This is a genomic window from Mesorhizobium sp. Root102 (genome assembly GCF_001425625.1).
Taxonomy (GTDB): domain Bacteria; phylum Pseudomonadota; class Alphaproteobacteria; order Rhizobiales; family Rhizobiaceae; genus Mesorhizobium.
In genome coordinates this window covers 324,189-338,413 of record NZ_LMCP01000023.1, presented here as the reverse complement: position 1 = coordinate 338,413, position 14,225 = coordinate 324,189, and the positions used below count along the sequence as shown (strand labels likewise).

13 protein-coding genes are annotated in these 14,225 nt (G+C 62.1%); 5 read left to right on the top strand and 8 right to left on the bottom strand.

Features of this window, described 5'->3' with window-relative positions:
- Positions 1-219 precede the first annotated feature (219 nt).
- From ASD12_RS20200 to ASD12_RS20165, 8 genes are all read right to left on the bottom strand, one after another.
- A complete protein-coding gene (locus ASD12_RS20200; RefSeq protein WP_056589930.1) occupies positions 220-1,686 on the bottom strand; it encodes a lipopolysaccharide biosynthesis protein in 1,467 nt (488 codons plus the stop codon).
- Entirely contained in the window at positions 1,683-2,852 is a 1,170-nt protein-coding gene (locus ASD12_RS20195) for a glycosyltransferase (RefSeq protein WP_056589927.1), read from the bottom strand. The genes ASD12_RS20200 and ASD12_RS20195 overlap by 4 nt, the downstream gene beginning before the upstream one ends.
- Before the next feature lie 369 nt (positions 2,853-3,221).
- Entirely contained in the window at positions 3,222-4,301 is a 1,080-nt protein-coding gene (locus ASD12_RS20190; protein WP_056589925.1) for a glycosyltransferase, read from the bottom strand.
- Between the two features lie 44 nt (positions 4,302-4,345).
- Positions 4,346-5,677, bottom strand: a complete 1,332-nt coding sequence (locus ASD12_RS20185) for a UDP-glucose/GDP-mannose dehydrogenase family protein (protein ID WP_056589922.1) — start codon at positions 5,675-5,677, stop codon at positions 4,346-4,348.
- A gap of 67 nt (positions 5,678-5,744) precedes the next feature.
- A complete protein-coding gene (locus ASD12_RS20180; RefSeq protein ID WP_056589919.1) occupies positions 5,745-6,608 on the bottom strand; it encodes a family 16 glycosylhydrolase in 864 nt (287 codons plus the stop codon).
- Between the two features lie 151 nt (positions 6,609-6,759).
- Positions 6,760-7,155, bottom strand: coding sequence for a hypothetical protein (locus ASD12_RS20175; protein WP_056589916.1), 396 nt, complete (start codon positions 7,153-7,155; stop codon positions 6,760-6,762).
- Between the two features lie 289 nt (positions 7,156-7,444).
- The gene (locus tag ASD12_RS20170) at positions 7,445-8,467 is read right to left on the bottom strand and encodes a glycosyltransferase (protein ID WP_082525550.1); all 1,023 of its coding nucleotides are present in this window, start codon (positions 8,465-8,467) and stop codon (positions 7,445-7,447) included.
- 95 nt (positions 8,468-8,562) lie between these two features.
- The gene (locus ASD12_RS20165) at positions 8,563-9,693 is read right to left on the bottom strand and encodes a nucleotidyltransferase family protein (RefSeq protein ID WP_056589913.1); all 1,131 of its coding nucleotides are present in this window, start codon (positions 9,691-9,693) and stop codon (positions 8,563-8,565) included.
- 517 nt (positions 9,694-10,210) lie between these two features.
- On the opposite strand from ASD12_RS20165, the gene ASD12_RS33300 reads away from it, so the two are divergent.
- From ASD12_RS33300 to ASD12_RS20145, 5 genes are all read left to right on the top strand, one after another.
- Entirely contained in the window at positions 10,211-10,363 is a 153-nt protein-coding gene (locus tag ASD12_RS33300) for a lasso peptide (protein ID WP_013891488.1), read from the top strand.
- A 132-nt stretch (positions 10,364-10,495) separates the two neighbouring features.
- Entirely contained in the window at positions 10,496-10,810 is a 315-nt protein-coding gene (locus ASD12_RS20160; protein ID WP_056589910.1) for a PqqD family protein, read from the top strand.
- A 43-nt stretch (positions 10,811-10,853) separates the two neighbouring features.
- Positions 10,854-11,312 (top strand): lasso peptide biosynthesis B2 protein, encoded by a 459-nt coding sequence (locus ASD12_RS20155; RefSeq protein ID WP_244482907.1) that lies wholly within the window; start codon positions 10,854-10,856, stop codon positions 11,310-11,312.
- A complete protein-coding gene (locus ASD12_RS20150; RefSeq protein ID WP_056589904.1) occupies positions 11,309-13,243 on the top strand; it encodes a lasso peptide isopeptide bond-forming cyclase in 1,935 nt (644 codons plus the stop codon). Before ASD12_RS20155 ends, ASD12_RS20150 begins: the two co-directional genes overlap by 4 nt.
- Positions 13,240-14,220: a serine kinase gene (locus ASD12_RS20145; RefSeq protein WP_056589901.1), complete on the top strand. Its 981-nt coding sequence runs from the start codon at positions 13,240-13,242 to the stop codon at positions 14,218-14,220. The genes ASD12_RS20150 and ASD12_RS20145 overlap by 4 nt, the downstream gene beginning before the upstream one ends.
- Positions 14,221-14,225 lie beyond the last annotated feature (5 nt).

The window sequence follows — 14,225 nt, the reverse complement described above, 5'->3', positions numbered from 1 at the left end:
GCCTATGAGTTCAAGACCAAGGAAGTGGCCAAGCGGATCGGTGTCGCCGACGTGGTGCTCGACATCGACACGGTGACGCCTGAGGAAGCGAGGGAAAAGCTCGGTAGATTTGCGGGAAACCTCGACCTCTACCGCCAGACCAGCCTTCAGGCCGTGCTTGAGGAACATGCTTCGGCAATGTCAGCCACAAACCTGCTGGCGCCGTTGATCGACGGTCGCTCAGCGGATGTTGCGCGCGGCATTGGACAGGGTGGTGAACAACGCGCGGCGCGACTGGGGGACGGCAAGCATGAGAACGAGACCGATCCCGTAGTTGAGGGCAGCCGCCAGAAAGACCGCGAGCAGGTCTGACTGGCCGGTCAGCGACGCCGGCAACCACAAGTACGCGAGCCAGGCGAGCAGGGACGAGGCAATGAAAAGCCCCTGCATGACCAGGAAGTCGGCGGCAGTGACGGGACCGACGCGATGGACCAGCACGGCAAGCACGGGAACGCGCAGCACGTAACCGCTGATGGCATAGGCCGCGGCAACGCCGACGGCACCCCAGTGCAAGCCGACGATGAAGGCGGTGACGGTCGTCAGCGACGAATAGATGCCCCAGTGGAACATGGTCTTCGTCTTGCCCTGACAGATGAATATCCATCCGGTCGTGCTTGAAACGGACTGGGTCAGGCTGGCGATGCCCAGCCAGGCGAAAATCGGCGCTACTGGCGCCCAACCCGTGCCGAAGAGAAGTCCCACCACCTGATCGGAGGTCAGCGTCAGCGCCGCGACCCCGGGCATGGTAACGGCGGCAAGCATCCAGTTGGTCCGCACATAGATGTCGCGAAATCGAGCCTTGTCCTCATGGATGCGGCTGAGCAGCGGCACGATCACGCGTGTCAGCGGCTGGTTGATGTTCTGCAGCGGGAACAGCAGGAGCTTATAGGCACGGTCGTAATAACCGAGCTCGACCGCGCCGGAGTATTTTCCGATGAGAATGTTGTCGAGATTGCGCGAGAAGAAGTTGGCAAGATTGAAGCCCGTCAGATTGGCGCCGAACGACAATATGTCGGCATCGACTTTCAAATCCGGCCGCAGCGGCGTCCACCGCGCCACTCGCCACGCGGCCGCCAATGCGACAATCGCCGAAACCGCCGGGCCGATGACCAGCGACCAATAGCCCAGCCCCGCATAGGCCGCGATTGCGGCGGCCAGAAGTCCGGCGGCGGCGCTTATCACGTCGTTCAGGGCGAGCTGGCCGAATTGCAGGTGGCGATTCATCAACGCCAGCGGCACCGCGGCAAGACTGCCAAGCAGCAGTGGCAAGGCGGAGCCAAGGGTAATGCCGGACATGCGCTGATCGCCGTAGAATGCGGCGATGGCAGGCGCCAGGCCGGCCACCACCACGGCACTGCCCAACCCGACGAGCGCACTGATCCAGAACACCTGGTTGAGCTGCTGGTCGCTGATGTCCTTGCGCTGGACCACAGCCTGCTGGAGGCCCAGGTTTTGAAGCAACCCGACAAAGGCCACGATCGGCCCGACGGAAGCCACCAGGCCGAAATCCTCGGGAACGAGCAGACGGGCGAGTACGATGACGGAAAGAAACTGGATCGCCATCTTGAAGCCCTGCGCACCGATCGTTACCAGCCCCCCACGAAGGGCGACACGACCGAAATGGGGGGGCGGCGGATTGGCATTCATGAACCGAACCTCGTTTCGCCAAGCTGCTTGACGATCTGTGCGAAACGTTCGTTCAGCACATCCGCATTGAAGTCCGCCTCGATCTTCTTGCGCGCGGCGAGGGCGATTTGCTCGCAAGGCTTCGGATTGTCGGCGATCCAGGCCATTTTGCTGGTCAGCGCCGCAATGTCTCGCTCAGGCGCGAGAAAACCCGTCTTGTGATCCTCGATCAGTTCGGGAATCCCAGAGTGATACGTGCTGACCACCGCCAGGCCGGCAGCCATTGCCTCCATCAGTGAAACCGGAATGCCCTCCAGATCGCCGTCGCGTGCGGCGACGCTAGGCAGCAGGAAGACATGGGCATCGCGCAGGCGCTGCTTCACTTCGCTGTGCGGACGGGGGCCAAGAAAAGTCACTCTGTCGGCGATGCCGAGATTCGCGGCGATCCCCTTCAGCTCCTCGAGAAGTTCTCCGCCGCCGATCACCGAATAGACCCAGTTGCGCCGCGGCAGGCTGGCGAGCGCGTGAAGCGCATATTCGATACCCTTTTTTTCGGTCAGGCGGCAGACCGAGATGAAAGAAAGCGTGCCCTGCTCCCATGAACGCCACCGAAAATCGATCTCGCTCGGCCGCACGCCCATATGGTGAACCATAACCTGCGTCGGCGGTGCACCAACCTCGATCAAGGCATCTCGGAAAAACGCATTCACCGGCAGTTGAAGAGCGCCCTTTTCGAACACAATTTTGTAGCGCGCGAGCGTATTGTCATGCAGCGGCTCGCCGACATCGCGGCCATGAAATATCGTCATAAGGGGAGCGGAAATCCTGCCTCGCTTGATGGCACGGGCCACGCGCATGCCGTTGTTGCCGAAATGAGCGACGATCACGTCGGCATTCTGCAATTTTCGCGCATAGGCGATGTCGATGGCGGTGGAGAGTTTATCCCAGAACCTGCCAGACCACTTCCTGAGCAGTGGGCGATAGCGGCCCAGGCCACCCCACCAGCATACGACCTTTCCCGGCAACGCGTGCCAGCGCGAGTCGTCGATATTGCTGTCCTTGCCGAAGGACATCTCGTTGCAGACGACGCCGACTTCCATGCCGCGCTCAAGGCACCCGGCTATCTGGTCGAGAACGAAAGTCTCGGACAATGAGGGAAACTTGTCGACTACGAAGCAAATCTTCATCGGCAGGATATGCTCGTGCGAATACCGATCAAGCAGCCCGTTGCGAACCGCCCGCCTTGGGAGCGGACAGGGGGCACGGAAACCTCGCAAGGTGGCTGCAGGTCGACCGCGCCGGGAGCCGGTGCGCGTCCAGCGACGGCCGGGCCGAAAACATTGTGCCCAAGGCACAAGACATGCAGCATGGAATTCTACCGCTGTTGGCCCACCCGCGGGGACGTTAGTACAGGTCTTGTTGCACTGCAACATTTTTGGTGCGGCGGAGCCAGATTTCCGGCACGTGCAGCCAACTGAGGCATGCCGCCCAAGGGTCGCGACATCCACAAACACAGCGTAAGCGCGTCAATGGAATCCGTCTCGAAGCGACGCCTTTTAGGCGGCACGCTCCAGGCTGCCACGCCTGGCGTTGCCGAGAACGTCGAGGAACGTTGCAAATTGACGGTCCGGGTTCATTTGCGACCGCTCCGAAAACTGAAATGCCGCCGCCGATAGCCGCTTGTACTCGGCCTTGTCGCTCCACAGCCGCCTGACCGCCGCGACCCAATCGGCGAGCGGCGCGTCGTAGTCGAGCACGACGCCGCCATTGCCAATCGCTTCCGGCAAGCCACCGCGCCGCGATCCAACGACTGGAATACCGCTGCAATGCGCTTCCGACGCCACCCGGCCCCAGGCCTCTTCCCACTTGCTGGGGGCAAGCAGAATCCTGGTGCGACCATAGACAGTCTTCATGTCGTTGGTGCGGCTCTCCAGTGTGACATTTTTTAACGGCGCGATCGTTTCCTCGATCCGGGCCCGATGATCGTCGTCAAGCTTCCAGCTTTCGACGAACAGGAACGGGATTTCGGAGCACGCCGCGGCGATGCGGACCGCAAGATCGAAGCCTTTTTCCTCATAAGGATTGATCATCGTGACAAATTCACCGGTCGTCTGCGTGCTGTAGAACGCCGGATTGATGGTCGGCGGGATCACAGTTGAGTCGATGCCGAACTTTTCCTTGTAAGTGCGTGCGGTGAAATCGGAGTTGGCGATGTAGACCGCCGAATGAAGTTCGCGCAAGTCACCGGCCAGTTCGTGGAATTCGACATTTCTCAGATAGACAACCAGCGGCACGCCGAGCGCCTGCAGCTCTCTGCCGATCGGCACCGACTTGTGGCATTGCACGACCGCGACATCCGGACTCAACCTCTCGACCGCGAAGCCGGCCGCTTCCCAGGGAAACCAAGCCCGCACCACCGGATAGCCCGGAAAATTGTCGATGACCGCGCGCTGACGAAGCAGCTTCATCTTGGCGCGCGCCTTGAAGCCGAAGATGCCATCGCCGAACAGTGCTGCCAGAACGGAAGCCTCGTGACCGTTCTCGCGCAGCTGTTCGACCAGATGGTGGGTGCTCGATTGAACGCCGCCGCTGAATTGCGGCGTATAGCCGTTGCCACCTGCAAAAAGAACTTTCATGGACCTGGCTCCTTGTTGCGCCGCCCTGTTATCCCGCCTTGCCGTCACGCCGCCATTCTGCCGATCGAGTGATATTCGATGCCATGGCGGGCGATGACCTTGGGGTCATAAAGATTGCGGCCATCGAAGATGATCGGCGTGGTCAGCGCGTCCTTCATTGCGTCGAAGGCGGGCGCGCGAAAGCTCTTCCATTCGGTGGCGATCAGCAGCGCATCGGCGCCGCGCAGGGCCGCCTCCTTGGTGCCGCACAGGAGCAGGTCGTCGCGCAGCCCGTAGATGGCCTGGCATTCCTGCATCGCCTCGGGATCATAGGCCTGCACATTGGCGCCGGCCTGCCAAAGCGCTTCCATCAGCACACGCGCCGGCGCCTCGCGCATGTCGTCGGTGTTGGGCTTGAAGGCCAGACCCCACAGCGCAAAGGTCTTGCCTTTGAGATTGCCCTTGAAATAACGGTCGACCTTGTCGAAGAGAACCGATTTCTGTGCGTTGTTGCGCTCCTCGACCGCGCGCAGCAACTTGGCGTCGAACTTGACGCCCTCGGCGGTCTTGATCAGCGCACGCACGTCCTTCGGGAAGCACGAGCCGCCATAACCAAGACCCGGATAGATGAAATGGTAGCCGATGCGCGGATCACTGCCGATGCCCTTGCGGACCTCCTCGATGTCGGCGCCGAGCTGCTCGGCCAGATTGGCCATCTCGTTCATGAAGCTGATCTTGGTCGCCAGCATGCAATTGGCTGCGTATTTGGTGAATTCGGCGCTGCGCACATCCATCACAATCATCTTCTCGTGGTTGCGGTTGAACGGCGCGTAGAGCTCGCGCATCACCGCCTCGGTGTCCTCGCTGTCGGTGCCGACAATGATGCGGTCCGGCTTCATGCAGTCCGCGACCGCGGACCCTTCCTTGAGGAATTCCGGATTGGAAGCGACGTCGAAGGCCAGGTCCTCGTGACCTCTTTTCTTCAATGTTTCGGCGATCCTGGCCTTCACCTTTTCGCAGGTGCCGACCGGCACCGTCGACTTGCCGACGACGATCTTGGGTTGGTCCATCTCGCGGCCGATGGTCTCGGCGACGGCCAGCACATATTTGAGGTCGGCCGAGCCGTCCTCGCCGGGCGGCGTGCCGACGGCGATCATCTGGATCTCGCCATGCCTGACGGCAGCGGCGGCATCGGTGGTGAACTTGATGCGGCCGGCGGCATGGTTCTCCCTGACAAGGTCTTCCAATCCGGGTTCGAAGATGGGAACCAGGCCCTGGTTGAGTCGCTCGACCTTATCGGCGTCGATGTCGACGCACACCACATTGTGCCCGACTTCGGCAAGCACCGCCGCCTGCACGAGGCCGACATAGCCAATTCCAAACACCGTCAAATTCATTCGGTTTCATTCCCATGCAAGGCAGCGGACCGCTTTCGGCCCGGCCAGTTCCAATCGACTTTCCCGACTACTTTACGCTACATGCCAGCGATTCCGGAAACTGACAGGGTTCGCCGAGCGCCGTAAAAGCAACGCGCTCGACCTGCAGCGAGAGCTTGCGGCCCGGATCGGCGAAGGCTCCCATCCAACCCTTCATCGTATCGCTTCCCCAAAAGCTGAAGAAGATCTTCTGCGCATGGGTCGGCAATTTCGCCGGATCGGTGATCGTGTTGACCAGCTGACCGTTCAGATACCAGCGCAAGCTGTCCTTCTCCCAGACGAAGGCATAGTCGTTGAAGGCCTTCTCGGTGCCCCCCGACACGTCGACCAGTTTCTCGTTCTTGCCCTTGCCTGCGATGTAGGCGTTGACTTGCACCTTGGAGGTGTCCTTGGTCAGTATCTCGAAGTCGATCTCGTCCCAGGGCTGCTTGTCGGTGGGGCCGATATACGTGAAGAACGCCGCGTTGAGGCCGGAGCCGGTGTCGGTCTTCAGCCGCGCCTCGTAGGTGCCATAGCCGAAGCGCTGCTTGGTCTGGATCTCGCCGCAGACAAACTCACGGTCTTTCAGCTTCTGCTTCTCGAAGCCGAGCGACAGCACGCCGTCCGACAGGCTGACCTGTCCCTTCGACCAGGTGCAATTCTGATGGCTGCCATTGTTCCAGCCGTCGGAAACATACCAGCGCGCACGATCGAAGCTTTTGAAATCATCGACAAAGGACGGCGATGTCGGAATGTCCTGGGCATAGGAGGGGGTTGCCAAGAAACTGCCAAGGGCGGCTAGCAGCAACGCACCGAGCGGAACCAGTCGCCGCCGGCCGGCTTGCCCGGTCCGGTGCGTGAACGGCGATGTGTCGATTGCAGTCGTGGACGTAGTCCTCGGATTCGAATTCATACCAAACTCACCTTTGCGCTGTGCGTCCCCAACCCAAAGTCGACGTTCGAACCGCTCCTGAACGGGCCAACCTTGACCTCCTCCGTGACCCTCTCGAATTGCTTTTCCTGCCTCGCATCAAATCTGTTGCAACAGTTCCGTGCCTTCATTTTCAACCTCTGCCGGCGCCTGCCGGCCTGGAGAATTCGGCCGTGGCGGCCGAATCGGCATTCTCGTCGAAGACCATATCCACCGAATGACGGAGCTCTTTCATCATGCCGGCCTGGCGCGACAGCGCCGCGATGCGGCGTTCGCAATTCAGGATCGACGTCGTCAGTGCGCTGACTTCGGATGACCGACGGTCCGAGGCCGAGCCGTTTTCCATCGCTTCGACCAGGAAGGCGGCGTTGGTCGAAGTCGTCCGGTAGCGATTCTCAAGCCCGACCCTCTCGGCCTCGATCTCGGCCGCGATCTGCTCGAACAGCTTTGCCAGACGATCGAGACGCGAAACATCGGCCTGCCGGTCGCGGGCCGGTTCCCTTGATCTGAAACCGAATATCGAGGCCATGAACTCCGATTCCTGTCATCGCCGCCTTGTGGGCCGGGCTTCTGGCCGATCCCCGCAGCCGGGCTCAAAAAACTCGTGTTGCGTTGTCCTGCTCCTTTGAAGGAGAGACATCAGACCAATCCGATCGGGGGCCAGTTCGGCTGGTCGTCCAATATGCTGCACCGCAACATAGACTGCCATCGTCGGAGCCGCGAGGCAACCATCAATTCGTAAACTCATAAATCCGGCCGAAATGGTTTGCGTGATGAATGTGCCCCTGCGGACAAACCGCAGGCGCCCGGCACCGCTCTCAACGTTCCTTGCCCGCGCTGGTTCCGGCCATCAGAAAACGCAGCGGCGGCACATGCTTTTGCCTGGACATGAGACCGACACGGCGAAACAGCGCCTCGAGCTTGTCGGAAGCCACGCCATGGACGATGGGAACGAGGTTGGATTGGCTGGCTAAAGCGTAAGCCGCGGCCGATGCCAGGCCCCGCTCGGCCTTGACGTCGAGGAAATTGCGCAGCCGATACTTGTCGCGCACGTGCCGCTCGTGCCGCCGCAGCACCGCTTTCGAGCCTTCCGGCAGGCTGTCGATCGCCAGCAGCGCCAGATCCGCATCGGCCAGACGCTTCAGGTCCTGAGTCTTGTGGCGGCCGCTCAGCGAATCGGCGCGGACGATGGCGCCGTAGCCGCAGGAGCGAATGACCTTGAACCGCGCCCCGCGGGCGACTGCGCGGGCGTAGAGCTCGTAGTCCTCGCCCAGCCGCAGGCTCTCGTCGTAGCGCAACCCATGGCGGTCGAGGAAGGCACGGCTGATGAGCGGCTTCAAAAAGCCCAGTTCGCCCCTCTGCACGCTCCGCCTGGAGATGTTGCCTTCGACGAAGCGCTCGAAATCGAGGAATTCCGGATCGGCGGCAAATTTAGGCGCGACGATTTTCGTCGCATCGCCTGTCGCATCATCCCTGATCAGCATGATGTTGTCGGCCGCGAAATCCCAATCGGCGCCGGCAAACAGGCTGCTAAACCGGCCTTCGAGGAAGAAATCGTCGGCATCGAGAATGCTGATGAACGGCGATTTCGAGCGGGCGATCGCAGCATTGCGGGCAAAGGAGGGGCCGCGATTGACGTCGAGGCGCATCACCGTGAGCCGCCGGCTGCCGTCATCGGCGGATCGCGCGACATCAGCTGTGTCGTCGGTGGAAGCGTCATCGACGACGACGACCTCCGCCACTTCCGGTTCGCGCAACGCGGACGCGATGGCGACAGCGATTGTCGCTGCCGCGTTTTTTGCCGCGATGATCACACAGACCTCGGATTTCGTCATCGACATGGTCTTGCCTCTCGTACCGGTGATATCGATTTGCCCTCGCCCCATACTCGTTCGACGCCCGATAGAATTGCCATCAGCGCCCAATCTGTCTTCATTCAGCGATTGCCTGGCCGTTCAAAGATGCGGCGGCTGATGTCGGCGGACGCCGCCCAGCCGGCTTCGGCCAGATAGCGGACCGGCGCGCGGCCGCACAGTTCCCACAGCACCGTTCGCCGCTGCGGCCAGCGCAGCGACGGCAGCCACGGCGCTATGACCATGCTGAGCAGATCCTCGTTGCCGATGCGCGACAGGATCCGGGTCGCGCGCTGCGACAGCAGCGTGCCGGCGCCGCCAAGTAGCACATCGGCGGTGCGCAGGCCAAGCAGCAGCGTGTCATCCAGGCCCTGCGCGGCTGCGGCATCAAGCACACGCTGCTGATCCATCTCGTCGAGGCGGCTGGCGCTGGCTCTGATATCGCAGACGTAGCCCGCACAGGGTTCCCGGTTGAAAAGCGCCTTGGCGACACTGATGCAGGACAAAAGCAAAGTGTCTGCGATCGAGGTGAACGGCACTACCCCGCCGGCGATTTCGACCTGCCGTTTGCGCCGGAGAAACCCGTCCGCGTCACGCGGGCTCGGTGAGCCGGGCTGCTGGAGGCGGTAGTGAAGATCGACCGTGGACGGCCTCGGCCCGTCGCCGCGGGTCATATGCTGTTCACCGAGGAAGCGGACCCACCAGACGGAGCGCGACTTGCCCGATACCTCGTAGCCGATTGTGCGAAGCGCATCACGCGCCCTGAAAAACTCGGCCGGCGAAACCAGGATGTCGACATCGCCCGAGGGCTTCATGAAGTGGTCGTCATAGAGCAACTGCTGCTGGAACGGACCCTTCAGAAAGACGAAATCGATGAGGCTGGCACGCAGCACGTCATGGATCGCCATCGAATCCATGATGCAGGACGCGTTCATCGAAACTGTTCTCCTGCGGTAGGTTTCGAGCCACTGGAAAAGCTCCGGCGGCCTTTCCTGTGCGGGTGCGCGCGACAGAACCTTGAGGACAAAGGTCGCGACCTTGTTCAGCCTGGTAATGTCGGCAACGTTGGCACCGCCAAGGCCAGGCATCGACACGTCGCCCGCGGTGGCGCGCGGCCCGGCGAAATACAACCGCAGGCAAGCCTGCACATAGGCCACCTCGCCGGCACAGTCGGCGGTGCGCAACCGTTCGTATGAACCATCCGGCAAGGCCACTTAGCGCACAGTCTCCCAAAGAAAGCGGTTTGCGCGATGCTTATGCTGCAACTGCGAAGCAAGCATCACCAAAAACCTCGATGCCGTAAAGCCTTTCCTTCTGCAGGGCTCAATTCTACAACCATCGCGTTTATCGACATCGGCTGAGAGGTAGTGAAAAACGCAGTTGAAACATCCCCCACCAACGCGTCTTCAATCCATCCTAAGCAAGGTTTGCCAAATAAGACTCTCCGCATTAGTAACGCCTAAAAAAGAGTCGCCTAATAGAACATTATGCAAGCAAAATCAAATTCTTAAGGAATCGACGTCGCCATGACCGTTGTGCCCAAGGAATCAGATCGAAAGAAGTCAGGTTTTAGGCATGGCTCACACATATGGTGACGCCCGCAACCCGTAATTGATTAACGCTTGGTAAATCAGGCTTGACTCATACATGCTGCCATGCAGCTATTGCACTGCAGCATGTACGTGCTGACGGCACTCGACAGGCCGCTTCCAGTCCTTATCGGAGAGTAAAATGGAACAGAATGTTGAAAAGCATGAATACGAAACGCCAAGTCTGACGGTGCATGGTTCGATTGAAACCATCACCCAGGGCGGCGGCGGCAACACGGCGATCGACGCATCGTTTCCCGCGCACACGCCGATCGGCGACCTGACGTTCTCCTGAACCTATCGCAGTTTTCCGGAGTGACGACGTTGGGACTCTGGATCCAAAAAAATAAGAGAGTCGGGGGCAAAGCCTCCGACTCCATTTTCATTGCCTGGAACTGCCCGTGCGCATCGTAAGCGAGGTTTTGGGATGAACTGGAAGCTGTCCGGCCACGATTTGGCCGACCACGATTTGGTGAGTGCGACCAAGGATGCCGTGGCTTGCGAGTTCGGCAATGGCCTGGCGCTGCTGAATCTCAAATCCAACATCTACTACAGCCTGAACGGCGTCGGTGCCTTTATCTGGGAGCTGATCCAGGAACCCAGGTCGATCGCCGACATCCGCGGCGCCGTGCTCGCGCGCTACACTGTCGACCAGGAGCGCTGTCAGGCAGATGTCGACGCATTGCTGAAGGGCCTGGCGGACAACGGGCTTGCGAGGCTGCATCATGAGGCACTTGTCTAAGCCGGTTCCGCACAAGGCCATGGTTTTGCGGCGGGAATCCGCGATGGAAACAAGCCCCAGGCAGACGAAGCGGCGGGGAAGCCGGCGCAGTCTGTTCAGGGTTTTCTCCCTGAGCGGCGCGGAAATGATCTTCCTTGGCCGCTGCCTGCTGGTGGTCGCGGCGGTTCGGCTGGGATTGACGCTGCTCTCCTACCACCGCATTCGCAGCCTGGTGACGCGGTTCGACGCGCATCGATGCGCCTCGATGGGCGAACTGCGGCGTGTCGCCTGGGGCGTTGCCGCCGCGGCCCGTTTCGTCCCTTGTGCCACGTGCCTGACCCAGGCGCTTTCGGGTCAATACATTCTCGCCCGCCAGGGCAATGAATCGAGGATACGCATAGGCATCGAACGCGGCACGGGCGAGCAACTGAAAGCACATGCCTGGCTGGTCAGCGACAACCATATCGTGCTTGGCGGATCGATCGACGGTTTCGCGCATCTCGTCGATCACGGCAGCCGATGAGCGGCGTCGCCGGAATTCTGCTGCGACAAGGACATCCACTGGGACACCCACCGGCGGTTGCGACGGCCGACATCCAGCAGATGCTGACCCGCATGCGACATCGCGGCCCTGACGGCAGTTCGTGGTGGCTGGACGCCAACATCGCGCTTGGCCACGCCTGGCTCAACACCACGGATGAAGCCGGGCCCGGTCCGCTGACGATCGCTGGCGGCAGGCTCGCCATCACCGCCGATTGCCGGCTGGACAACCGCGAGGAACTGCTGGCCAGGCTCGGCATCCGCGACCCGTCGGTCGCAGACGCGATCGTGCTGATGCGGGCCTATCTGCGCTGGGGCGAAGCCTGCACGGAGCATCTGCAAGGCGACTTCGCCTTCGCCATCTGGGACGGCGAGCGGCAATCGCTGTTTTGCGCGCGCGATCATTTCGGCGTCAAGCCGTTCTACTACCACGCGGCGGACCGACGGTTTGTCTTTGCGTCCGAGATCGGGCCGATCCTAGGCGTCGAGGGGGTCGGGGCGCGCGCCAGCGAGCACCAGATCTCCGGTTTTCTGGCCGGGCTTCCCGATGACCCGCAGTCCACTCCCTACAGCGATGTATTCAGCCTGCCGGCCCGCCACAGCCTCACCGTCACCGCGCAACAGGTGATGCTGCGCCGCTACTGGCAGATCGAGCCGTCGGCGCGGCCCTTGCGGTCGGATGCATCGGAGGAATTCGCCCACCTGTTCTCGCAATCGGTGCGCAACCGCATGCGGGGGACCTCGTCGGTCGGCGCGATGCTGAGCGGCGGCCTCGATTCCTCGTCGATCGCCTGTGTCGCCGGCCTGCAGAATGCCGCCGCACGCAGACCGAAGCTGCCCACCTTCTCGCTGATTTTCGAGAAGGGCTCGTCGATGGATGAGCGGCCCTTCATCGATGCCGTCCTCGACCAGCAGCAGTTTGACCCGACGCTGATACCGGTGGGCAACTATGCGCCATTCGCCGAATTCGAACGTGTGCTGGAAGAACAGCACGGAACGTTCCTGGCACCGGGCCTGACGCTCACCCGCGGCATCTACCGGACGGCCGGCGCCAAGGGCATCAAGGTGCTGCTGGACGGCCATGGCGGCGACGAGGTCGTTTCCCAAGGCCACGGCCATCTGCACGAGCTTGCCAATGCCGGCAGATGGATGGATCTGTGGCGCGAGGTGCGCAGCGCCTCCAACACCTATGGCGACAGCACGCTTGGCCTGTATTTCCAGTTCCTGACCCTCTACGGGCCGGCCTGGCGCATCGCCAGGCTGAGACATCTGGCCAACCGTGCCCTGAACAAGGTCCGCAAGCCGACGCAAGCGCCGCGCGGCCGAAGCTGGCGCGACCTGATCAATCCGGACCTGGCCAGGCGCACCGAGCTGGTCGACCGGTTCCATCGGGCCGGCTACATGCCGCCCGGCGTCCAGGCCAGCGACGCCTTGAGCCATCGCTGGATCCTGTCAAACGGATATGTCCCGCATGCTTTCGAGGTTCTCGACAAGGCCGCGGCCAATTTCGGCGTCGAGCCACGCTACCCCTTCTGGGACAAGCCGCTGGTCGAGTTCTGCCTGGCGCTACCGGGTGAGGAGAAGCTGGGCCACGGCTTTGGCCGCTATGTGCTGCGCCGCGCCATGCAAGACGTTCTGCCTGCGGCGGTGCAGTGGCGGCGCGACAAGATCGATTTCACCGCAAATCTCGTCAACGGCATGCTGCGCAACCATCGCGACCTCCTCGAACAGCTGCTGGTCTCGGATGCGAGCCGCATCGCGCCCTACGTCAATCTGCCTCAGGTGAGTGCTGCCTATGCGCGGCTGCTGCGCCAGCCCGATCAGGCAGCACCCCTGGATGTCCAGTATGTCTGGCGCTCGGCCTCGCTGTCGCTCTGGCTACGGCAGCTCCAGCACAGCGGGAGCCCAGCATGATGCCCCGCAACGAGCCGCTCGCCGCACACAGCGACGATCCCCGTCCGCATGGCCGGGTCGTGCGGGAACGCCGCTTCTACCGGGCCTATGGCCTGACCATCGCGTCCGAGGTGACGTTGCCCGAACTGGAGCCGGCGGCGCCGGGCGCGGCGGATGTCGTGATCGCCGTCGGCGCGATCGGCCTGCCAAAGCCCTCGGCCGCGACCGACTTCCGCTTCGAGCCGGACCGGCAATATCTGGCCTGGCATGCCGTCGGCGCGTTCCTGATCAGCGATGGCCGCCGCATCGACATCGAACCGGCGCCGGGCGTCGACGACACGCTGATCGCGTTTCCGCTCTTGGGTCCGGTCATGGCGCTGCTGCTGCACCGGCGGGGTCTGCTCGTCCTGCATGCCAGCGCCATTGCCATCGCCGGCACGAGTGCCATCTTCATGGGCGACAAGGGTGCCGGCAAGTCGACGACGGCAAGCGCGATGATCCGGGCCGGACATCAACTGCTTACCGATGACGTGGTGGCGCTGGACCTCGCCGATCCGGGTGAGCCGATGATCGTTCCGGGATTTCCGCAGATCAAGCTGGCGGCCGACGCGGCGGCGGCGATCTCGCTCGGGGAAGCGGACGTGCGGCCGCAAGTGCATCCGGCGATCGACAAGATGCAGCATCGCCTGAACGGCGGCTTTTCCGGCGACAAGGTGCCGGCGACCAGGATCTATATTCTCGAGCGCGGCGAAGGGGCCGATATCACGCCCTTGCCCGCCATCGCCGCCCTGCCGGCCATCATCAAATTCTCCTATGTGACGCGTTTCGGCCGCGCGGCCCTACCCGACGATTTCGCGGCGGCGCATCTTCGGCAATGTTCATGGATCGCTAACCATGTCGGCGTGTGCCGGCTGGAAGTTCCGACGGGCCTGGACAGGATCGGCGAAGCCGTGGACCTGATCGAAAGGGATCTGGCGGCTGGCAGTCGGCGGTCGTGAGCGCA